This is a genomic window from Hymenobacter sp. YIM 151500-1, from assembly GCF_025979885.1.
Taxonomy (GTDB): domain Bacteria; phylum Bacteroidota; class Bacteroidia; order Cytophagales; family Hymenobacteraceae; genus Hymenobacter.
This window is the reverse complement of record NZ_CP110139.1, coordinates 4,315,086-4,335,145: the sequence shown is the minus strand read 5'-3', so window position 1 is coordinate 4,335,145 and position 20,060 is coordinate 4,315,086. Positions and strand designations below refer to the sequence as shown.

Annotated in this window: 19 protein-coding genes and 4 tRNA genes; 3 read left to right on the top strand and 20 right to left on the bottom strand. The window is 57.6% G+C overall.

The annotated features are described in order from the left end of the window. Nucleotides 1-112 precede the first annotated feature (112 nt). From rpoB to OIS53_RS17960, 13 genes are all read right to left on the bottom strand, one after another. Nucleotides 113-3,979, bottom strand: a complete 3,867-nt coding sequence (gene rpoB, locus OIS53_RS18020; RefSeq protein ID WP_264682394.1) for a DNA-directed RNA polymerase subunit beta — start codon at nucleotides 3,977-3,979, stop codon at nucleotides 113-115. Nucleotides 3,980-4,275: 296 nt separating this feature from the next. Further along, nucleotides 4,276-4,653, bottom strand: coding sequence for a 50S ribosomal protein L7/L12 (gene rplL / locus OIS53_RS18015; RefSeq protein WP_264679962.1), 378 nt, complete (start codon nucleotides 4,651-4,653; stop codon nucleotides 4,276-4,278). A gap of 63 nt (nucleotides 4,654-4,716) precedes the next feature. After that, nucleotides 4,717-5,271: a 50S ribosomal protein L10 gene (gene rplJ / locus OIS53_RS18010; protein ID WP_264679961.1), complete on the bottom strand. Its 555-nt coding sequence runs from the start codon at nucleotides 5,269-5,271 to the stop codon at nucleotides 4,717-4,719. Between the two features lie 20 nt (nucleotides 5,272-5,291). Then, nucleotides 5,292-5,987, bottom strand: coding sequence for a 50S ribosomal protein L1 (gene rplA / locus OIS53_RS18005; RefSeq protein ID WP_264679960.1), 696 nt, complete (start codon nucleotides 5,985-5,987; stop codon nucleotides 5,292-5,294). A gap of 20 nt (nucleotides 5,988-6,007) precedes the next feature. Continuing rightward, the gene (rplK, locus tag OIS53_RS18000; protein WP_264679959.1) at nucleotides 6,008-6,451 is read right to left on the bottom strand and encodes a 50S ribosomal protein L11; all 444 of its coding nucleotides are present in this window, start codon (nucleotides 6,449-6,451) and stop codon (nucleotides 6,008-6,010) included. Between the two features lie 186 nt (nucleotides 6,452-6,637). Continuing rightward, entirely contained in the window at nucleotides 6,638-7,204 is a 567-nt protein-coding gene (gene nusG / locus OIS53_RS17995) for a transcription termination/antitermination protein NusG (protein ID WP_264679958.1), read from the bottom strand. Between the two features lie 18 nt (nucleotides 7,205-7,222). Further along, nucleotides 7,223-7,417 (bottom strand): preprotein translocase subunit SecE, encoded by a 195-nt coding sequence (gene secE, locus OIS53_RS17990; RefSeq protein ID WP_264679957.1) that lies wholly within the window; start codon nucleotides 7,415-7,417, stop codon nucleotides 7,223-7,225. A gap of 59 nt (nucleotides 7,418-7,476) precedes the next feature. Next, a tRNA-Trp gene (locus tag OIS53_RS17985) sits at nucleotides 7,477-7,550 on the bottom strand. 127 nt (nucleotides 7,551-7,677) lie between these two features. Further along, complete coding sequence (tuf, locus tag OIS53_RS17980; protein ID WP_264679956.1) at nucleotides 7,678-8,868, bottom strand: elongation factor Tu; 1,191 nt, start codon at nucleotides 8,866-8,868, stop codon at nucleotides 7,678-7,680. Nucleotides 8,869-9,034: 166 nt separating this feature from the next. After that, nucleotides 9,035-9,106: transfer RNA gene (locus OIS53_RS17975), tRNA-Thr, on the bottom strand. Between the two features lie 84 nt (nucleotides 9,107-9,190). Beyond that, a tRNA-Gly gene (locus OIS53_RS17970) sits at nucleotides 9,191-9,263 on the bottom strand. Nucleotides 9,264-9,364: 101 nt separating this feature from the next. Continuing rightward, a tRNA-Tyr gene (locus OIS53_RS17965) sits at nucleotides 9,365-9,444 on the bottom strand. A 245-nt stretch (nucleotides 9,445-9,689) separates the two neighbouring features. Beyond that, nucleotides 9,690-12,287 carry a M1 family metallopeptidase gene (locus tag OIS53_RS17960; protein ID WP_264679955.1) on the bottom strand — a complete coding sequence of 866 codons (2,598 nt, stop codon included), beginning with the start codon at nucleotides 12,285-12,287 and terminating at the stop codon, nucleotides 9,690-9,692. A gap of 99 nt (nucleotides 12,288-12,386) precedes the next feature. Here OIS53_RS17960 and OIS53_RS17955 point away from each other — a divergent pair, with 99 nt between their 5' ends. From OIS53_RS17955 to frr, 3 genes are all read left to right on the top strand, one after another. Continuing rightward, on the top strand, nucleotides 12,387-12,893 hold the full coding sequence (locus OIS53_RS17955; RefSeq protein ID WP_264679954.1) for an acyl-CoA carboxylase biotin carboxyl carrier protein subunit: 507 nt from the start codon (nucleotides 12,387-12,389) through the stop codon (nucleotides 12,891-12,893). A gap of 95 nt (nucleotides 12,894-12,988) precedes the next feature. Next, nucleotides 12,989-13,774: a UMP kinase gene (gene pyrH, locus OIS53_RS17950; protein WP_264679953.1), complete on the top strand. Its 786-nt coding sequence runs from the start codon at nucleotides 12,989-12,991 to the stop codon at nucleotides 13,772-13,774. A gap of 112 nt (nucleotides 13,775-13,886) precedes the next feature. Then, the gene (gene frr, locus OIS53_RS17945) at nucleotides 13,887-14,450 is read left to right on the top strand and encodes a ribosome recycling factor (RefSeq protein ID WP_264679952.1); all 564 of its coding nucleotides are present in this window, start codon (nucleotides 13,887-13,889) and stop codon (nucleotides 14,448-14,450) included. A gap of 105 nt (nucleotides 14,451-14,555) precedes the next feature. On the opposite strand, the gene nadD is transcribed toward frr, so the two are convergent. From nadD to OIS53_RS17910, 7 genes are all read right to left on the bottom strand, one after another. Then, nucleotides 14,556-15,131 carry a nicotinate (nicotinamide) nucleotide adenylyltransferase gene (gene nadD, locus OIS53_RS17940; protein WP_264682392.1) on the bottom strand — a complete coding sequence of 192 codons (576 nt, stop codon included), beginning with the start codon at nucleotides 15,129-15,131 and terminating at the stop codon, nucleotides 14,556-14,558. 14 nt (nucleotides 15,132-15,145) lie between these two features. Further along, nucleotides 15,146-15,730 (bottom strand): guanylate kinase, encoded by a 585-nt coding sequence (gene gmk, locus OIS53_RS17935; protein ID WP_264679951.1) that lies wholly within the window; start codon nucleotides 15,728-15,730, stop codon nucleotides 15,146-15,148. A 9-nt stretch (nucleotides 15,731-15,739) separates the two neighbouring features. Continuing rightward, the gene (locus tag OIS53_RS17930; protein ID WP_264679950.1) at nucleotides 15,740-16,027 is read right to left on the bottom strand and encodes a hypothetical protein; all 288 of its coding nucleotides are present in this window, start codon (nucleotides 16,025-16,027) and stop codon (nucleotides 15,740-15,742) included. Between the two features lie 26 nt (nucleotides 16,028-16,053). Beyond that, nucleotides 16,054-16,698, bottom strand: coding sequence for a sigma-70 family RNA polymerase sigma factor (locus OIS53_RS17925; protein ID WP_264679949.1), 645 nt, complete (start codon nucleotides 16,696-16,698; stop codon nucleotides 16,054-16,056). 42 nt (nucleotides 16,699-16,740) lie between these two features. Further along, nucleotides 16,741-18,075 carry an O-antigen ligase family protein gene (locus OIS53_RS17920; RefSeq protein ID WP_264679948.1) on the bottom strand — a complete coding sequence of 445 codons (1,335 nt, stop codon included), beginning with the start codon at nucleotides 18,073-18,075 and terminating at the stop codon, nucleotides 16,741-16,743. Between the two features lie 16 nt (nucleotides 18,076-18,091). Continuing rightward, nucleotides 18,092-19,174, bottom strand: a complete 1,083-nt coding sequence (locus OIS53_RS17915; RefSeq protein ID WP_264679947.1) for a glycosyltransferase family 9 protein — start codon at nucleotides 19,172-19,174, stop codon at nucleotides 18,092-18,094. A 66-nt stretch (nucleotides 19,175-19,240) separates the two neighbouring features. After that, nucleotides 19,241-20,002 carry a glycosyltransferase family 2 protein gene (locus OIS53_RS17910; protein ID WP_264679946.1) on the bottom strand — a complete coding sequence of 254 codons (762 nt, stop codon included), beginning with the start codon at nucleotides 20,000-20,002 and terminating at the stop codon, nucleotides 19,241-19,243. Nucleotides 20,003-20,060: the final 58 nt, after the last annotated feature.

Sequence of the window (20,060 nt, the reverse complement as noted above, 5' to 3'; positions counted from 1 at the left end):
CCATTCTGACCTATCTCGGAACGGCGTTGGCAACCACACTTACCGCATATTTCTCAACGCTCAAATAGGTGGCTGCCGGAGCCAAGACACCAGCAGCCACCTTCTTCAAACCTTAGTCAAGCGTGATTTCCAGGGCCAGACCGCGTAGCTCGTGGATGAGTACGTTGAACGACTCGGGGATATTGGGCTTGGGCAACACGTCACCTTTTACAATGGCTTCATACGCTTTAGCGCGGCCCACCACGTCGTCCGACTTTACGGTCAGGATTTCCTGCAGCACGTTGGAAGCACCGAAGGCCTCCAATGCCCACACTTCCATCTCGCCGAAGCGCTGACCACCGAACTGCGCCTTACCACCCAGCGGCTGCTGCGTGATGAGCGAGTACGGACCGATAGAACGGGCGTGCATCTTATCGTCGACTAAGTGACCCAGCTTAAGCATGTAAATCACGCCCACAGTCACGGGCTGGTCGAACCGGTCGCCGGTTAGGCCATCGTGCAGGTAAGCGCGGCCGAAGTGGGGCAAGCCAGCCTCAGCCAGTTCCTTCGATACTTCCTCTTCGGTAGCACCGTCGAAAATCGGCGTGGCATACTTGCGGCCCAGCTTGAGGCCAGCCCAGCCCAGCACGGTTTCGTAGATCTGACCGATGTTCATGCGGCTCGGTACACCGAGCGGGTTGAGCACGATGTCCATCGGGGTGCCGTCGGGCAGGAAGGGCATGTCCTCGTCGCGCACGATGCGGGCTACTACGCCTTTGTTACCGTGGCGGCCGGCCATCTTATCACCTACCTTCAGCTTCCGCTTCTTGGCGATGTACACCTTGGCCAACTGTACAATGCCGGCGGGTAGCTCGTCGCCAACTTCCAGCGTGAACCGGTCGCGCTTGAAGCGGGCCGTGATGGTGTTGCGCTTCTTGGTGTAGTTTTTCACCAGTTCCAGCACCATGCCGTTCACTTTGGCGTCGGCGGTCCAGCCTTCCAGCACGAGGTCTTTGAACATGTTCACTTCCTCGGGCACGGCATAGTTGCTCTCGTCCTTGTAAGGGTTCTTCTCGGGAAAGAGGTTTTCGGCAATGTTCTTCTTGCCGAATTTCACGCCCTTGCTCACGATTTCATCGCCGAACTTGTGCTTCACGCCCTGGGAAGTTTTGCCTTCCAGCAGCTGCACGAGCTTGTCAATCATGACGGCCTTAATGCCGCGCAGCTCGCGGGCATACGACTCCTTCAGCTCTTCCACTTCCTTTTTCGACTTAGCCCGCAGGTTTTTGTCTTTCTTCGGACGTGAGAACAGCTTGGTACCGATAACCACGCCGTTGAGCGAAGGTGGCGCCTTGAGAGAGGCATCCTTCACGTCGCCGGCTTTGTCGCCGAAGATGGCGCGGAGCAGCTTCTCTTCCGGGGTTGGGTCGGTTTCACCTTTCGGCGTAATCTTACCGATGAGGATGTCGCCTTCCCGAACCTCAGCCCCCAAACGGATGATGCCGTTATCGTCGAGGTTGCGCACAGCTTCTTCGCTTACGTTCGGAATTTCCGAGGTCAGCTCTTCTTCGCCGCGCTTGGTTTCGCGCACTTCCAGCTCAAACTCCTCGATGTGAATCGAAGTGAAGATGTCGTCGCGCACTACCCGCTCCGAAATGACGATGGCGTCCTCGAAGTTGTAGCCCTGCCACGGCATGAAGGCCACCTGCATATTGCGGCCCAAAGCCAGCTCGCCTTGGTTGGTGCCGTAGCCTTCGCATAGCGGCTGCCCTTTGGTCACCCGCTCGCCCTTTTTCACCAGCGGCGTCAGGTTGATGCAGGTATCCTGGTTGGTGCGGCGGAACTTGATGAGGTCGTACGAAACCTTCTCAGCGTCGAAGCTTACGAGGATGTCGTCCTCGGTCAGGTCGTACTTCACCACAATCTTGTTGGCGTCCACATAGTCGATAACCCCGTCGCCTTCGGCTACTACCAAAGTACGCGAGTCAATGGCTACACGACCTTCCAGACCAGTGCCCACGATGGGAGCTTCCGCCTTTAACAGCGGTACAGCCTGGCGCTGCATGTTCGAGCCCATCAGGGCGCGGTTGGCGTCATCGTGCTCCAGGAACGGAATCAGCGAAGCCGCCACCGACACAATCTGGTTCGGGGCCACGTCCATGTAGCTGTACTCCGTAGGGCCTACCACCGGGAAGTCACCCTCGAAACGGCCTTTCACCAGCTCGTTCACAAAGTTGCCCTGCTCATCAATACGGGCGTTAGCCTGGGCAATGTGGTGGGTGTCTTCCTCCTCAGCAGTCAGGTACTTCACGTTTTCCGTGATGTCAACCTTACCATTCTCCACCGTACGGTACGGCGTCTCGATAAAGCCCATCGAATTAACCCGGGCGTGCACGCACAACGACGAAATCAGCCCGATGTTCGGTCCTTCCGGCGTTTCGATGGTGCACAGGCGGCCGTAGTGGGTGTAGTGCACGTCACGTACCTCGAAACCGGCCCGTTCGCGGCTCAGACCGCCCGGCCCCAGCGCCGATACGCGACGCTTGTGCGTCACCTCAGCCAGTGGGTTGGTCTGGTCCATGAACTGCGAAAGCTGGTTGGTGCCGAAGAACGAGTTGATGACCGACGACAGAGTACGGGCATTGATCAGGTCAACCGGCTTGAAGTCCTCGTTGTCGCGCACGTTCATGCGCTCCTTAATGGTACGCGCCATCCGGGCCAGACCCACGCCAAATTGGGCGTAAAGCTGTTCCCCTACCGTGCGCACGCGGCGGTTGCTCAAGTGGTCAATGTCATCGACAATGGCCTTTGAGTTGATCAAGCCAATGAGGTATTTCACGATGAGAACAATGTCCTCGTTGGTCAGCACGCGGGCATCCCAGTTCGTGTCAATACCGAGCTTCTTATTAATACGGTAGCGGCCTACGTCGCCGAGGTCGTAGCGCTTATCCGAGAAAAACAGCTTCTGGATGATGTCGCGGGCCGTCTCTTCGTCGGGGGCCTCCGTGTTGCGGAGCTGACGATAAATCTGCTCCACGGCTTCCTTCTCCGAGTTGGAGTTGTCCTTCTGCAGCGTGTTGTAGATGATGGCGTAGTCCGCAATGTTCACGTTCTCGCGGTGCAGAATCACCGACTTCGCTCCGGCATTCAGGATGGTTTCAATGTCGTCATCCTCAATAGTCGAGTCACGCTCCAGCAGCACCTCATTCCGGTCGATAGATACTACTTCGCCGGTATCCTCGTCCACGAAGTCTTCGGTCCAGGTGCGCAGCACACGGGCAGCCAGCTTGCGGCCCACTGCCTTCTTCAGCGTCTTGCGGTCAGCCTTCAACTCTTCCGACAGCCCGAACAGGTCCAAAATGTCCTTGTCGGTGCCGTAGCCGATGGCGCGCAGCAGCGTGGTAACCGGGAATTTCTTTTTCCGGTCGATGTAGGCATACATTACGTTGTTCACGTCCGTGGCAAATTCAATCCACGAACCTTTGAACGGGATAATCCGGGCCGAATACAGCTTGGTGCCGTTAGTGTGCTTGCTCTGGGCAAAGAACACGCCCGGCGAGCGGTGCAGCTGCGACACAATTACCCGCTCAGCCCCGTTAATGACAAACGAGCCTTTTTCGGTCATGTAGGGAATGTTGCCCAAGAACACTTCCTGCTCAATTGTCTCGAAATCCTCGTTGTCCGTATCGTTACAGATCAGGCGCAACTTGGCTTTCAGCGGCACCGAGTACGTCAGACCCCGGTCGATGCACTCGTCCACGGAGTACTTCGGCGGGTCGACGTGGTAGTCGATGAACTCCAGCACAAAGTTTTCGCGCGAGTCTGAAATCGGAAAGTTCTCGGCAAATACTTTGAAAAGGCCCTCATCGGTCCGGTTCTCGGCAGCCGTTTCCAACTGGAAGAAATCCATGAACGAGCGTACTTGCACGTCCAGGAAATCCGGGTACTCAATAACCTTTTTAATCTTGGCGAAGTTGATCCGCTCGTCAGCGGCTTGCAGTTTTTGCAGGCCGGTCTGTGCTTTCGGTGTAGCCAATGTATGTGGGGTTAGGAAATGGATACTGAGAGAATCCAACTCAGCTTACCGACAAAGCCCGTAAGCTGAAGCAAAAGGAAGGTTGAGGCGCACGAAAGCGCAAAGCAGAACCTTGCGCTTCCAGCGTCCGTAGGCACGAAAAGCCGCAAAGCGGCGCGCAAACGAACTTCCGAGTAGTTTGTTGCCTACAAACAGGAAAAGACCTGGCTTAGTTGCCAGGCCTCTCCTTATTTGCTGGTGTTCTGAGCGGGTAGCAGAAATTACTTAACTTCTACTTCAGCGCCAGCTTCTTCCAGTTGCTTCTTCAGCGAGTCAGCTTCGTCCTTAGCAACACCTTCTTTCAGGGGCTTAGGAGCACCGTCAACCAGTTCTTTGGCTTCTTTCAGACCCAGGCCGGTCAGGTCTTTCACCAGTTTCACAACAGCCAATTTCTGGCCACCGGCAGCCTTCAGGATTACGTCGAACGAGGTCTTCTCCTCGGGAGCCTCAGCAGCAGCGCCGGGGCCACTCGATACCATTACGGGAGCGGCAGCAGCCGGCTCAATGCCATACTGCTCTTTCAGGATGGTAGCCAGTTCGTTTACTTCTTTTACCGTCAGGCTAACGAGCTGCTCGGCGAATGCATTCAAATCTGCCATTTCTGTAGATTGTTAAAAGAGGGTTGATTTTTGAAAAAAGAAAGTGAAAAAGATGAGCAGCGGTTAGCCTGCAACCTCTTCTTTTTCGGAAAGCGTTTTGAGGATACCAGCCAGCTTGCTGCCGCCGCTCGACAGAGCGGAGATAACGTTCTTGGCGGGCGACTGAAGCAGACCGATAACATCACCGATAAGCTCGTTTTTGCCTTTCAGCGTGCTGAGGGTCTCCAACTGGTTGGCGCCCAGATAGATGCCAGCATCCACGTAAGCTCCTTTCAGAGCAGGCTTAGGCTCTACGCCTTTGCCGTACGCCTGGGATTTGTAGAACTCTTGTAGCAGCTTGGCCGGAGCATTGCCCGACTCCTTGGAGAACAGAATGCCCGACTGACCTTTCAGGGCGGCGTCCATCTCGGTGGTGTCGCCACCCAGGGTATCGAGCGCCTTGCGGATGAACGTGTTCTTGTACACTTTAAACTCCATGCCGCGGTTGAAGCACAGGCGACGGAATTCGTTGATTTTCGCCACCGACATTCCCGACGCATCGGCAATGTAGAACGCGTTGTGCGATTGAAACTTCTCGCTCAACTCGTCGACGAGGGCTTGTTTTTCTTCCCGGATCATATCGTCGTGTTGATTAAAACTTAAGCGGAAGTTACTTGCGTGTCAACCGGAACGGCGGGCGACATCGTGCTCGACAGCGTGATGCTCTTAATGTAAGTGCCTTTAGCTGACGAAGGCTTCAGCCGCTGGAGCGTCTGAATAACCTCGATGGCGTTTTCGGCCAGCTTCTGCTCGTCGAACGACACTTTACCAACCGAGCAGTGAATGATGCCGGTTTTGTCGACTTTGAAGTCGATTTTACCAGCCTTCACTTCCTGCACAGCCTTGGCTACGTCGGTCGTTACCGTGCCCGACTTCGGGTTCGGCATCAGACCCCGAGGACCGAGTACGCGACCCAGACGACCCACCTTCGCCATCACCGATGGCATGGTGATAATCACGTCGATGTCGGTCCAGCCCTTCTCGATTTTCGAGATGTAATCGTCCAAACCAACGTAGTCGGCGCCGGCGGCAGTGGCTTCGGCTTCCTTGTCAGGAGTTACCAGGGCCAGTACACGGACGGTTTTGCCGGTGCCGTGGGGCAGCGTGGCTACGCCGCGCACCATCTGGTCGGCTTTGCGGGGGTCAACGCCCAGACGAACGTCGATGTCTACTGAAGCGTCAAACTTGGTGTAGGTGATGTCCTTCACTACTTTGGCGGCATCCAGCAGGTTCCGAACTTCAGTCAGGTCGTGCTTGGCAAGGGCTTCCTTGCGCTTCTTGCTAATCTTTGCCATGTGTCTTCTCCGTCGTTAGATTATTCAGCAAAGGGAGAAGTACCCGAGATGGTGATGCCCATGCTGCGAGCCGTACCCGCCACCTGCTTCATGGCCGACTCCACCTTGAAGGCGTTCAAGTCGGGCATTTTCGTCTCGGCGATGGTGCGCACCTGGTCCCACGTAACCGACCCTACTTTGTTCCGATTGGGCTCTTTCGAGCCGCCCTGGAGCTTGGCAGCATCCATGAGCAGTACCGGCACTGGCGGGGTTTTCACCACGAAGTCGAACGACTTGTCGGTGTACATGGTGATGAGAACAGGACAAACTTGGCCGGCCTTATCTTGGGTCCGCGCATTAAATTGCTTGCAGAACTCCATGATGTTCAGGCCTTTGCTACCAAGTGCAGGTCCAACCGGCGGCGCGGGATTCGCGGCGCCTCCCTTTATCTGAAGCTTCAGATAACCTCTAATTTCCTTGGCCATTTGGTTTGAAAGACTTCGGGCACTGCATCGTAACACACAGGCCGTCAGGTATGTTGATTGCTCCTAGTGGAAGCCCCACCGGCCCGGAGCGGATAACCGGTGACGTTTTTTATGTGAGATGTGAGGGGTTAGATTGCGTTTAGAAGCCAGAACAGAATCACATTTCTCACCTCTAGAATCTCACTTCTACACTTCTTTCTCTACCTGTGTGTAGCTCAACTCCATGGGCTGGCTGCGGCCGAAAATCTTCACGATAACGTTCAGACGCTTCCGCTCTTCAAACACCTCCGATACCGTACCCGACATTCCCGCAAAACCTCCGTCCACAATCTTCACCAGCTCGCCCACCACGAAGGGAGTTTCCAGTGAAGCCGTCTGCTCTTCCGCCTCATCCACGATGCCGAGGATGCGGTTTACTTCCGAAATGTGCAGCGGCACCGGCTTAGTATTCTGGCTGGCTGCTTTGCCTTCTTTGTCACTCAGAAAACCAATTACACCGGGGGTGCTAGTGATGATGTGGTCTACTTCGCCGTGGCTGAGGTCGGCGTGGATGATGATATAGCCAGGGTAAAGGTTCCGCTCACGCACACGCTTCTTGCCGTTGCGCATCTCGAACACCTTCTCCACTGGAATCAGCACCTGCGGCACCAACTCAGAAAGGCCATGACGGCCAATCTCGGTTTCCAGGTAGGTTTTGGCTTTCTTTTCTTGTCCGCTAACCGAGCGGACCACGTACCATTTCAACTCGCCCATTGTCGTGCTTGCTACCGATTACCGGAACGAGTTATAAAATACCTCTAGGCTCTTGCTGAAAGCAACATCCATTAGCCCCACTACCACGGCAAATACCAAGGAGCCAATCAGCACCAATCCGGCGCTTTTCTGCAGCTCCTCCAGCGACGGCCACGTTACTTTGTAGCGCATCTCTTCGGAGGTTTCCCGGAAGTAGTTTGTCAACTTGCTCATGATGCCTGCACCAGTTAGGTGTTATGTAAGATGACGGCTGCCGAAGCAGCCGTTATTCTTGGCACGGGCGGAGAGATTCGAACTCCCATCAAAGGTTTTGGAGACCTCTATTCTACCCTTGAACTACGCCCGTGTATGCGTCCCAAACCGCTTAAGGGCTGGATTGGGAATGCAAATGTAGGGAACTGTTGATACAAAACAAATCCGCCCCCGAAAATTTCGGAGGCGGATTGTGTTGATTACCTAGTTACTAGCAAAGACTAGTCGAGGATTTCGGTAACCTGACCGGCACCTACGGTACGGCCACCCTCGCGGATAGCGAAGCGCAGACCTTTCTCCATAGCTACGGCGTTGATCAGCTCAACAGTGATGGTTACGTTGTCGCCGGGCATTACCATTTCTACACCCTCGGCCAGCGTGATGATGCCGGTTACGTCGGTGGTGCGGAAGTAAAACTGGGGACGGTAGTTGTTGAAGAACGGGGTGTGACGACCACCTTCTTCTTTCGACAGCACGTACACCTCAGCCTTGAACTTGGTGTGGGGGGTTACCGAGCCAGGCTTGCAGATAACCATGCCACGACGGATGTCGTCTTTTTCAATACCGCGGAGCAGCAGACCTACGTTGTCACCGGCTTCGCCGCGGTCCAAGATCTTGCGGAACATTTCCACACCCGTTACCGTCGACTTCAGGCCTTGCTTAGCGCCCATGCCCAGAATGTCAACCGGGTCACCGGAGTTGATAACGCCACGCTCGATACGGCCAGTAGCTACGGTACCACGACCAGTAATCGAGAATACGTCTTCCACAGGCATCAGGAAGGGCTGGTCGGTCAGACGCGGAGGAATCGGAATGTACGAGTCCACAGCGGCCATCAGCTCCTCGATTTTGGGAACCCACTTGGCGTCGCCGTTCAGGCCGCCCAGAGCCGAGCCTTGGATAACCGGGATGTTGTCGCCGTCGAAATCGTAGAACGAGAGCAGTTCGCGGATTTCCATTTCTACCAGCTCCAGCAGTTCGGGGTCATCCACCATGTCCACTTTGTTCATGAACACTACCAGCTGGGGTACGCCTACCTGACGAGCGAGTAGGATGTGCTCACGAGTTTGGGGCATGGGGCCGTCGGTGGCAGCTACTACGAGGATAGCGCCGTCCATCTGGGCAGCACCCGTTACCATGTTCTTCACATAGTCGGCGTGGCCGGGGCAGTCAACGTGGGCGTAGTGACGGTTTTCGGTAGCGTATTCAACGTGCGCCGTGTTGATCGTGATACCACGCTCTTTTTCTTCGGGAGCGTTGTCAATCGACGAGAAGTCACGCTTAGCGGCCAGACCTTTGTTCGCCAGTACCGTGGTGATAGCAGCAGTCAGGGTGGTTTTGCCGTGGTCGACGTGCCCGATCGTACCGATGTTCACGTGCGGTTTGGAACGATCAAAATTTTCTTTAGCCATTGTAAAGAGATTAGAGAACTTTTGTGGTGAAGAGGGGGAAAACGCGACTTGGCTTATACAGGAAGAAAGCGAAACGCAGCTCCGTTTAGTAGGGACTGCACGTCGCTTTACTTTTCTGCTGGATCCAACCGGTGCAGCGCACTACCCGGTGGCACTCGTACTTCTGAGCCATTGATGGGATTTGAACCCATGACCTCTTCCTTACCAAGGAAGTGCTCTACCCCTGAGCTACAACGGCTTATTTTTGCTCGGCAAAGGTACGTGGTGGTAAGAACATTTGCCAGGACCGGCAAGTATCTTTTCCACCTCATTATCACTGCTGAGCGGGAGACGAGGTTCGAACCCGCGACCTGCAGCTTGGAAGGCTGCCGCTCTACCAACTGAGCTACTCCCGCGTGATGGCAGTTAAGAAGTTCAGAAGTTGGGAAGTTTAAAAGTGAGCGTATCACTCCTAACTTTCTAACTCATCAACTTTATAACTTTCAAACTATACCTGTGGGGGCGAAAGGACTCGAACCTTTGAACCCGAAGGAGGTGAGTTACAGTCACCCGCAATTGCCGCTATGCGACGCCCCCAGCTATGTAGGCCTGCCGTTTACAGCGCCTTTTTCCTTTCTCTAACCGCGGCCAAAGCCTCCGGGCGTCGATTGGAGCTGCAAAATTAAGGGCTTTCTGATGTAAGTCAAGGCTGCTTGCAAAAACGAGGGAAATATTTTTGCAGCTTGGCTTCCTCCTTTCTGCTTTGCGTGAGCTAACTACCTGATAGAGCAGAAATAAGTACCCAAACCTACTCCGGCCGGGTCCCGACACTTTCGCTGGTTTTATTGAATCAGACTGTAGATAGATTTCAGGTTATCGTCCTTTTCCTTGGCCCGGATATCTTGCAGAGTCGGTTTAAGTGTGGGCATGCTGGGTATCAGCTGGTGCAGACCTTTGTAGGCCCCCAGCCGCACATAGAAGTGCGAGTGCGTGCGGGCCAGGCTTTCCAACCGAGCAATGCCCTTTTCACGCTCAATGGGCGGCATCCGCTGCATCAACATCCCAAAGCTTTCGAGCAGTGTGTAGAGCACTTCGTTGGGAGCATCCTGGCTGCGCTTCAAAAACCACTGGTAGTCGTCGGCAGTGCCGTTGAGGCCGTAGTAGTTGGCCAGCGCCGTCATGAGGGCAGGATTACGGGTGTTTTGCAGCGCACTGACTTCGGCCCGTGTTGAAACGGTGGGCGCTTTCGCCAAAGCCTCAATAGCCGCCCCCACTACCAAATAGGAACTGTCTTTCAGGGCCGCGTGGTATTCCTGGCTGAAGTCCTCATTTTGAAACGTGGACAGAGCGCCGATGGCGGCGGCGCGCACCCGGCCCTTCTTTTCGTTCATTGCCACCCGCTGCAAATCTTTGCGCACCGCATTGCCTTCTGCGCCTTTGTATTTGCGCAGCGCATTCACGGCTGCCAGGCGCACCGCCCAAAAAGGGTCGTTGAGGGCGTTGCGCAGCATGGAGCTTACAATCAAGTCGCCAGACTTGCTGCGCAGCTCTTCAATGGCTTCGTACTTCTGCAGGTAGTTGCGGGCGTGGCTGAACTGGTAAAGCAGTTCCTCCTGCGACTTTTCCTCGGTAACCTGAGCCAGCAGAATACCGTCGCTGTCGAACTTCACGAGGCTGGGGCGCTGCGTAGCGGGCAGCCGGAAGGTCTGGTCAGCTTTCGTAACGACGATGCGGTGGTCGGTGGGCTGGTTATTGGTCCAGGTGGTGACGGTGACAGGCAGCCGGTACACGGGCTGAAACAGGGTATCCTGTACCTGCTGCACCCGCAACACTACAGCGCCGTTGCTGAAGGCGTGGGCCACGCGCAGTTCGGGGTGGCCGCGCTGCATAAACCACTGGTCGAAAAACCACATCAGGTCTTCGCCAGTGGTTTCCTCGAAGGCAATGCGCAGCTTGGCTATTTCGGTGGCTGAAAACTTATGCTGGTTCAGGTAGCGGTTCAGGGAGGCAAAAAAGGCCTCGTCGCCGACGTAATGACGCAGCATGTGCAGCACCCGCCCGCCCTTGTCGTAAGAGTGCCGGTCAAACATATCCTCCTGATTGGCATAACGATACCGGATCAGGGGCTCCCGCTTGTCCTGGGCTTCTTGCAGGTAGTTGCTGAGCTTGGTTTGGTGCACCAGGGCGGCCTCGTCGGCGCCGTGCTTGTGCTCGGCCCACAGAAACTCCGAGTAGTCGGCGAAACTCTCGTTGAGGGGCAGGTTGCTCCACGACTCGCTGGTCACGTAGTCGCCGAACCAGTGGTGAAATAGCTCGTGGGCAATAACGGCCTCAGTTTCGTAGCTCACGTCGGGCAGCTCGCGGGGCGTAAACTGCACCAGCTGCTGCTGAATGACGGTGGCGGTAGTATTTTCCATGGCCCCCGACACGAAATCGTGCACGGCTACCTGCGAGTATTTCTCCCACGGATACTCTACTCCTAGCTTTTTGGAAAAGAAGTCCAGCATTTCGGGCGTGTTGCCGAACACCTGCTTGGCTGTGGGTTGGTAGGCGGGGTCGACGTAATACTCCACCGGCTTGCCGCGCCACGTATCGGCTACCACGGCGAAGTTGCCGGCGGCCAGCATGGTCAGGTAGGGCGCCGACGGCAGACTTTGCTTCCACACATCGGTGCGGGTGCCGTCGGAGTTGCGGCGTGAGGTTGTCAGCAAGCCATTAGACAGGGTTCTAAACCCGTTTTCGACGGTGATGCTAATTTCCTGGGTCATGCGCTGGTTGGGCCGGTCGATGGTCGGGAACCAGCAGGAGCTGGCTTCCGTCTCGCCCTGGGTCCACACCTGGCGGGGCTTGCTTTTGTCGGTGCCCAGCGGGTTGATGAAGTACAGGCCCTTGTCGCCGGTAATGGCCTCGCTGCCGCCCGTGCTGGGCAGTTCATTGGGCTTGGCTACGTACTGAATCCGAACCTGGTACTGCTCGGTGCGCGGGTACTGGCGGTCCAGCGCAATAGTCAGGCGGCGCTTGTCGTACGTATACTTCAAGTCCTTTTTGCCCGCGCTGCTCACCAGCTCCACGGTTTTCACGTCGAAGCCTTTGGCATCGAGCACCAGCTGGCTTTGCGGGTAGAAGTGCGGACGCACCGTGAGCGTGGCCGTGCCCAGCAGCCACTGCTTGGCCCAGTCGAAGCGCACGTCCAGCTTGGTATCGAGCAGGTCGTGCACGATGGTAGCGGCGGGCTGCACCGGGTTGGTAGACGGCAGCCAGTTAGGCACCGGGGCCGGCGCTGGCGCCGACGCGGAAGCCGGCTCGGGCGCGGCCGGTATTTTCTTGCGAATGGCCGGCTTTGTTACTACGGCCGGTTTGCTGGACTTAACCGCCTGAGCGGGAGCCGTCACCTGACACATCAGCGCCAAGCCAAGAGCGCCGAGGATCGAGTATTTCATGCGGAAAGGCGATAGGGTAATGGAGGGTGAAGTTCCGAATTTATTTCAGATTTGGCCTATCTTTAAGCCCTTTTCTGCCCCACCCCTCCCCCTTTTTGCATGCTACAGGTACGCGCCGGCTCTTCGGCCCAGCTCTGGGAAATTGAGTACAGCCCCACAGGCTCGATTACCGTAAATGGCCAGCCTTTCACCTGGGACTTGAGCCCCTTGGGTAACGGCCGCTACCACCTGCTGCACGAGGGCCGCTCGTACACGGCCGAGCTGCTGGCCGCCGACTACGCCGCCAAAACCATTTCGCTGAAGCTCAACGGCCAGCGCCTGGAGCTGCAAGCCAAAGACCGGTTCGACCTGCTGCTGGACAAGCTGGGCATGAGCAATGCAGCCGCCGGAAAAGTGAACGAGCTGAAAGCCCCCATGCCGGGCCTAATCGTGGATATTCGGGTGACACCAGGCCAGACCGTGCAGAAGGGCGACCCGCTGCTGGTGCTGGAAGCCATGAAGATGGAAAACATCCTGAAGGCCCCCGGCGACGGAACCGTGGCTGCTGTTAAAGTAACTTTGCGTGACAACGTGACTAAAGGCCAAGTCCTGGTGCAGTTTGCCTAACTCCGCGCCGACCGGCGCATAACGGAGCCGCCTGGGCAGCTCAGGCGGTTGTTGCCTCAGACACACGTAGCGTTTCACGCCTAACTCCCTCTATTTTGAAGTACAAACGAATCCTGCTGAAGCTGAGCGGCGAGGCCCTGATGGGCCAGCAGCAATACGGTATTGATGCTGAGCGCCTGATGCAGTACGCCGAAGAAATCAGGGCGGTAGCCGCTACGGGCACGCAGGTAGCCGTGGTTATTGGCGGCGGCAACATCTTCCGGGGTGTGCAGGCCGAAGCCTTTGGCCTCGACCGGGTGCAGGGCGACTATATGGGCATGCTGGCCACGGTAATTAACTCCATGGCCCTGCAAAGCGCCCTGGAGAAGCTGGGCATCCCGACGCGGCTGCTGTCGGGCGTCACTATTCAGCGGGTGTGTGAGCCCTACATCCGCCGCCGGGCCCTACGCCACTTAGAAAAGGGGCGCGTGGTCATCTTTGGGGCGGGCATTGGTTCCCCCTACTTCACCACCGACTCGGCAGCGTCGTTGCGGGCCATTGAGATTGAGGCTGACGTGGTGCTGAAGGGCACGCGCGTGGACGGCATCTACTCCGCCGACCCTGAGAAGGACCCCACGGCCGTGCGCTACCCGCAAATTACCTTTGATGAGGTAATGGAAAAGAACCTGAACGTGATGGATATGACGGCGTTTACGCTGTGCAAGGAGAATAATCTGCCCATCATCGTGTTCGACATGAACAAGGAAGGCAACTTGCAGCGTCTTATCGACGGCGACATGGTGGGCACTTTGGTGACGATGAACGGCAGCGCCTCAGGCTTCGACTCTAAGCACAGCAGCCTGCAACCAAGCGTGCAAAACACCTCAGCCGAACAAGCTTAGCTTGAAGTAAAAATTAAAAATGAAGAAATAGGAATTGGGCCCTAACCAGTTTCGGCTTTAAGCAGCACCTCATTTTTAATTTTTACTTCTCAATTTTTAATTCATTCTACACATGGACGAAGACATCAAGTTTTACCTGGACGAAGCCGAGGAATCGATGGGCAAAGCCCTGCAACACACCAGCGTGGAAATGACGCGCATCCGGGCTGGCAAGGCCTCCCCGGCCATGCTCGACTCGCTGCGGGTGGATTACTACGGCACGCCCACGCCCGTGGCCCAGGTAGCCAACGTGTCGGCCCCCGATGCCCGCACGCTGTTTATCAAGCCCTGGGAGAAAAACATGATTTCCGAAATTGCCAAGGCCATCAAAAACAGCGACCTGGGCCTGAACCCCCAATCCGATGCCGAGGGCGTGCGCCTGAACATCCCGGCCATGACCGAGGAGCGGCGCCGGGACCTGGTGAAGCAGGCCAAGTCGGAATCGGAGAGCGGCAAGGTGCGCATCCGCAGCATCCGCAAGGACGTGAATGAGTCGCTGCGCAAGCTGCTAAAGGATGGCGCCTCGGAAGACGCCATCAAGGACGCCGAAGCCAAAGTGCAGAAAGCCACCGACTCCTATATCAGCAAAGTAGACGAGCTGCTGAGCCGCAAGGAAGCCGAAATCATGACTATTTAGTAGAGGTTAGACTAGGAGAAGTGAGAGGTGAGACTTTGTTCTGAAAATCCGGCTGGGTTGCGGAACAAAGTCTCACCTCTCACTTCTCCTAGTCTAACCTCTACATCAACGCCAGTAGCCGGCGGCTAGAATCTGCTTCTCTACGGCTTCCGGCACCAGGTAGCGGATGGATTGGCCGTTTCGCACGCAGGCGCGGATGAACGTAGCCGAAATGTCGAGCAAGGGCGCTGGCACGATGCGCACCCGCGGCAGCGCGCTGGCGTCGGCGGTGCGTACGCCGGGGCGGGGATACACGTAGATTTCGTACTCGGCGAGGATGCGGGCGGCTTCTTTCCAGCGAGGCAAACCGGGCATATTATCTTCACCCATCAGCAGTACGAACTGCTGCGCAGGATACCGGCGGCGCAGCTCCTCCAGCGTGTCGATGGTGTAGCTGGGCCTGGGTAAGCTGAACTCCACATCCAGGGCCCGCAGCCGGTCGTTGCCGGCAATGGCGAGTTGTGCCAAGTGCAGCCGTTGCTGCTCGGGCAACAGCTCCTGCCCTACTTTATCGGGGCTTTGCGGCGATACCACCAGCCATACCTCACTCAGGTCGGTGTGCGTGGCCATGAAGTTGGCCAAAATGAGGTGCCCGGTATGGATGGGGTTAAAAGAGCCAAAAAGCAGCCCCACTTTCCCCACGGAAGCAAGGCTGCTCACAGAATGGCGGGCTCGGACATGATAAACTCACGCACTAGCTTCTCGGCCTGGTCGATGGCGCGGTCCAAGTCGTCGTTGACGATGGTAACGTCAAACCGGTCCTCGAAAGTCAGCTCAAAGTTGGCTTTGTAAAGACGGGCTGAGATGCTGGCGTCGGAGTCGGTGGCGCGGTGACGCAGGCGCTGCTCCAGCACCTGTAGCGACGGAGGCTTCACGAACACGGCCAGGGCGCGGTCCTTGTAGAACTCCTTGATGCTAAGGCCGCCTTTTACGTCCACATCCAGCACAGCGTGGTGGCCGCTCTCCCAGATACGCTCAATTTCCGATTTGAGCGTGCCGTAGAAAGCTCCCTCGTATACTTCTTCCCACTCGACAAAGTCGTCGCGGCGGATTTTCTCCTGAAACTCCTGTACGGAGATGAAGTAGTAATCCTTGCCGTTGACCTCGGTGCGGCCCCGCTTGTCGCGCGTACACGCTGAAATGGAGAAACTTAACTCTGGAATCCGCTCCAGCAACCGGCGCACAATAGTAGTTTTGCCGGCACCTGACGGAGCCGAAAAGGCGATGATTTTACCCTGCATGGGGTAAAATTAGGCCATTTCTGCTTGAACGCGCGCAAGAATTGAGGTGGACAGGGCAGTCGGCGCTCCTTTGCGCCCGATGTGCTGAGCCAGAAAGTCAACGAAAATGCGCTGCTTATCAATGCTGTCAAAGCATGGCGAGCAATCTTCGGCGTGGTTGACGAAATACTCTTCGTCTTCGGCCGTGGGCTCGTGCCCAACGATGATTTGGTCGAGAATCGTATTCACACGTTCACAGTCGGGGCCGGACGTGGCGGCCACGCTCTGGTTGGTTAGCTTCGTAGATGTAGTTTCCATACTTGTGGGGGAAGTGGAGGTGAAAGTTATTCGTTGTCTTCGGTTTCAGGTTCTTCCTCGCCGCCGTTCTCAGAGCCGTAGCCCATCGACTTGGCGTACCTTTCCAGTTTTTCCTTCAGAAAGTTGCGGGCCCGGTGTAAGCGGGAACGCACCGTTCCGATGGGAATATCTAGCACCTTGGCCATTTCCTCGTAGGTAAACCCTTCCAGGTCGCAGAGGATAATGACGGTACGGAAATCCACCGGCAGCGAGTTGAGTGCGCTGGCCACCTCGTCGCCGATCAGGTCGCGCACGGCTTGCTGCCGCAGGTCGGTTGAGGTGCTGCCGGCGTCGCCTTCGGCCTCCACATCTTCCGAGTTGTAGTACCCTTCGATTTCGCTGTAATCAACCTTGGCAGGCTGCTTACTTTTTTTGCGGAAATCGTTGATGAACGAGTTTTTCAGGATGCGAAACAGCCACGCTTTGGCGTTCGTTCCTGGTTCAAAGTACTCAAAGAAGCGATATGCTTTCAGATAAGTTTCCTGCACAAGGTCATTTGCATCGTCTTCGTCCAGGGTAAGTCGGAAGGCGAAGTTGTACAGGGAGTCGAGCACGGGCATCAGTTCGGCCTGAAAACGCCGGTCTTTTTCCTCTTTGCTCAGTTTAGGAACCCGTTCGGGAGAGTCGCTCATGGACGCTGAAAATTGCGGCTGAATATTGAAAAAATACCGCTGTTAGACAAATGTACGCTTTAAACCGGGCCTTCTAAGAGAGGCGCAGGCAGAGTAGAAGCGGGCCCGAAGCTGCCGTTCGCGGGCGACAATGAGGAAGCCGTAGAGGAATACAAACAAGTTGAAGCCGATTTGCATTTCGAGCAGCGAATCGACCAGCATGGCGGTGGCCTGCACCAGCAGGAAATGATACACGTACGGGCTTGAGCGTAGGCCGGGTTGCACCAACGGCCCCAATAGTGCGAGCAGCCACAAGCTTAAGCCTACTACGCCGCCGGCTACGAGGGCGTGCAGGTACTGATTGTGCACCATGGCCCGGTTTTCGGGGCGCAGGCCGTAGCTGCGCCAGCTATACTGCTGCATCATGGCGGCGTGCACATCGGCCGGGCCCGTGCCAAGCCAGGGCTGCTGCCGAATAACCACCGAAGCCGTTTGCCAGGCCGCCAGCCGCCGGGCCAGGGAAAACTGGTTGATGTCTTCACCCCGCTGAAACCGGACCAGGTCGTAGGTGGTAGCCTCCACCCGCTGCCGCACCGACTCCAGCGACTGATAGGCAATCCAGGGCACACCGGCCAGCAGCCCCAGCAGCCCCAGGCCCAGCCACACCTTGCGCTGCACAAGCAAGAGCAGCAGGGAATTCAACAGCAGCCCCGCGTACAACACCAGCAGCCCGGTACGGTAGGCCAGTACGTGCAGCGTGAGCCCGCACAGGATGGCCGCCGCCAGCAAGGCTCCGCGCAGCCAGGCCCGCGCCCACCGCTCCCGCCGCAGCAGCAGGCCAAAGAAGGTAGCCAGGGCCAGCATCAGCCCAAAATGAATGTGAAAGATGCGTGTGACGGAAGGCATGCTCTGCCCCGTGCCAAACGCGTGGTTGGCGGCCGCGGGGTTCAGCAGGTACTGCGCCACGGTGGCGGCTCCTACTGCGGCCGTACCCAGCACGAAGAAAACGCCCACGCTGAAGCGCTGCCGCCCGGTTAGCGGCACGGCTAGCCCGAAAGCCAGCGGCACCCCAAGCCAGGGCAGCTGCCGAAACAGCTCGTGCCGCCAAATGTCCAGCTGCTGGGTGTACACCCCGCTCACAACCAGCAGCAGATACAAGAGCAGCGGGGGCCACACCGTGCGCAGCCGCAGCCAGCGGGGCAGCTCCTGCCGCACGTGTGGGTTGGCCAGCGCCGCCACTACGCCCGCCACGGGGCTAAGGGCCACCAGCGCCCTAGAAGCCAACAGCCCCGCTACTCCGGCCATGCACGCCAGCCACAACAGGTGCTGGGAAAGGCGCCCGGTGCGCCACCATAGTGCAAAGCTGCCCGGACGATGTAAAAAAGAAAAAAGACCCATTCGGAAAGCAAGTAGCTCAGAAACCACCGGAAGGCAAGGGTGCCCAGGCCTGAACCTGGGCCCCGACCTGGGCCGGCTCAATGGCTTTGATGCAGGCACAGGCCTGTGGCTGCGTGCGGCAATCCTGGCAGTTGGGCTTGTCGAAAACCAGGTAGGTGGCGTGCGGGCCCAGCGGCGCCCAGCGGCCGGGGTGCATGGGCCGGATGGGCGGGTAGAGCCCCAGCGCGTGCCGCCCCAGCGCCGCCGCCAGGTGCAAGGGTCCGGTGCTGCCCGCTACCAGGCCATCGGCGGCGGCTATGAAGCTGATGAACACCGGCAGGCTCAGCTGGCCGGTGAGGTCGGCGGCCAAGTAGGGCTGGTGCTCAGCTAACCAGGTGCGCAGCTCCTCTTCTTCCGCCGCCGTGCCTGTCACGAATACGCGGTGGCCGCTGTGGTGTAGCAGGCGGGCCAGTTTCCCGAAGTGCGCCAGGCCCCACTCCCGGGCGCTACCCCGGCTGCGCGGGTGTAGAAGCACGTTGAGCTGCCCCGGCCGGCGAGCTTCCAGCAACTGCCGCAGCTCGGTGGGCAGCGGGGCCGCCGGCCTCAGCGGTGCCAATCGGCCTAGCTCCGGTAGCGGTATAGGCTGAGCTAGGGTGTCCGAAGGCCCTGTGGCTCCACTCTGGGCGGCTAGCTGGTGCAGAGGTTGAAGCAGTAGCAGATTGAGTTGAGCCTCGTGCAGAAGTGAATTTTTGCGGCTTAGTGCTACCAAGCGGTTGCAGGTGAGCCAGTGGAACCACCGGTTACGGGTGCCGATGCGCAGGGGAATTGCGGCCTGCCGGGCCCATCTGGCAACGTGCTTGTTCGGGAATACGTGCACAATGGCAGCGGCCTGCTGGCGGCGGAGCGCGGCTACCTGCTCGGCGGGCGGCAGCTGGAGCAGGTCGTCGAAGTTCAGGAAGTCATCGATGGCTGGGCAGGCGGCGGCAACGGCCGCCGTGTAGGTGCGCCCTAGCAACACCACCCGGCACCCCGGAAACAGCTGCTTAAGCCGACCCGCCACCGGCAGCGTCAGCACTACGTCGCCAATGGCATCGGTGCGGCTGATAAGAAAGGTGAGCATGGGGTAGTGAAGTGGTGAGTTGGCTGCGTTGGGCGTTAAATGCTGTAACCTATAGAGTGGCGGAGGCTACTTTCTGAGTTTGAGCTTGGCGAATTTCAGAAACACGCCCCAGGCCGAAATAACGGCGATACACAGGCCGGCAAACCCATCTAGAAAGCCCAGCCGCAGGAAATAGCCGTGCACGAATTTCCACCAGGGCTTCAGCAGCAGATGATACAGCGTGACGCGCCGCTTATTGCGCAGCCGCAGCTCCTCGGCGGCAATGCTGGTGAAGCGGTTGAGCTGGCTGACGTGCTGCTCCACGGAATGATACGAGTAGTGCAGGGCGTCGCCGGCCAGGGGCAAGGGGGCGGGCTGATTGGGTTGCAGCTCGTACCGCTCGTGCAGGAGCAAGCCGGTCCACTGGCCCCAGCGCCGGTCGTAGAGGCGCAGCTTCCGGTCGGGGTACCAGCCGCCGTGGCGCACCCAGGAGCCGCAGTAGTTGGTGAGGCGGGCCAGGGTGTAGCCCCCACCCTGCCAGTTGTGGCGGGCCGCCCGGATGCTTTGGCGCAGCTCCTCAGTCAGCACCTCATCGGCATCGAGCTGAAGCACGTAGTCGTGGCGGGCCTGGGCGGTGGCAAAATTCTTCTGCTGCACGTAGCCCTCGAAAGCGTGCTGAATGACCCGCGCCCCGTGCTGGCGGCAGATGTCCACAGTGCGGTCCGTGGAAAACGAATCAACCACCACTACCTCATCGGCTACTTCGTGCAGGGCTTCCAGGCAGCGGCCGATGTTGGCTTCTTCGTTGTAGGTGATAATGACGACAGATAAGGGAACGGCAACGGGCATAGCAGCGGCAAATATCGGGGGTTTTGGCGGCGCCATGATTTTGCACGCCCCGCAAAGG

Bases quoted from the DNA above. Each gene is read 5' to 3' on its own strand.
- OIS53_RS17915 (WP_264679947.1), bottom strand. From the start codon at position 19,174: ATGCTCACCTTTCTTATCAGCCGCACCGATGCCATTGGCGACGTAGTG.
- rplL (WP_264679962.1), bottom strand. From the start codon at position 4,653: ATGGCAGATTTGAATGCATTCGCCGAGCAGCTCGTTAGCCTGACGGTA.
- rplK (WP_264679959.1), bottom strand. From the start codon at position 6,451: ATGGCCAAGGAAATTAGAGGTTATCTGAAGCTTCAGATAAAGGGAGGC.
- OIS53_RS17920 (WP_264679948.1), bottom strand. From the start codon at position 18,075: ATGGGTCTTTTTTCTTTTTTACATCGTCCGGGCAGCTTTGCACTATGG.
- OIS53_RS17910 (WP_264679946.1), bottom strand. From the start codon at position 20,002: ATGCCCGTTGCCGTTCCCTTATCTGTCGTCATTATCACCTACAACGAA.
- tuf (WP_264679956.1), bottom strand. From the start codon at position 8,868: ATGGCTAAAGAAAATTTTGATCGTTCCAAACCGCACGTGAACATCGGT.
- OIS53_RS17960 (WP_264679955.1), bottom strand. From the start codon at position 12,287: ATGAAATACTCGATCCTCGGCGCTCTTGGCTTGGCGCTGATGTGTCAG.
- OIS53_RS17955 (WP_264679954.1), top strand. From the start codon at position 12,387: ATGCTACAGGTACGCGCCGGCTCTTCGGCCCAGCTCTGGGAAATTGAG.
- gmk (WP_264679951.1), bottom strand. From the start codon at position 15,730: ATGCAGGGTAAAATCATCGCCTTTTCGGCTCCGTCAGGTGCCGGCAAA.
- frr (WP_264679952.1), top strand. From the start codon at position 13,887: ATGGACGAAGACATCAAGTTTTACCTGGACGAAGCCGAGGAATCGATG.
- secE (WP_264679957.1), bottom strand. From the start codon at position 7,417: ATGAGCAAGTTGACAAACTACTTCCGGGAAACCTCCGAAGAGATGCGC.
- rplA (WP_264679960.1), bottom strand. From the start codon at position 5,987: ATGGCAAAGATTAGCAAGAAGCGCAAGGAAGCCCTTGCCAAGCACGAC.
- nusG (WP_264679958.1), bottom strand. From the start codon at position 7,204: ATGGGCGAGTTGAAATGGTACGTGGTCCGCTCGGTTAGCGGACAAGAA.
- rplJ (WP_264679961.1), bottom strand. From the start codon at position 5,271: ATGATCCGGGAAGAAAAACAAGCCCTCGTCGACGAGTTGAGCGAGAAG.
- OIS53_RS17930 (WP_264679950.1), bottom strand. From the start codon at position 16,027: ATGGAAACTACATCTACGAAGCTAACCAACCAGAGCGTGGCCGCCACG.
- OIS53_RS17925 (WP_264679949.1), bottom strand. From the start codon at position 16,698: ATGAGCGACTCTCCCGAACGGGTTCCTAAACTGAGCAAAGAGGAAAAA.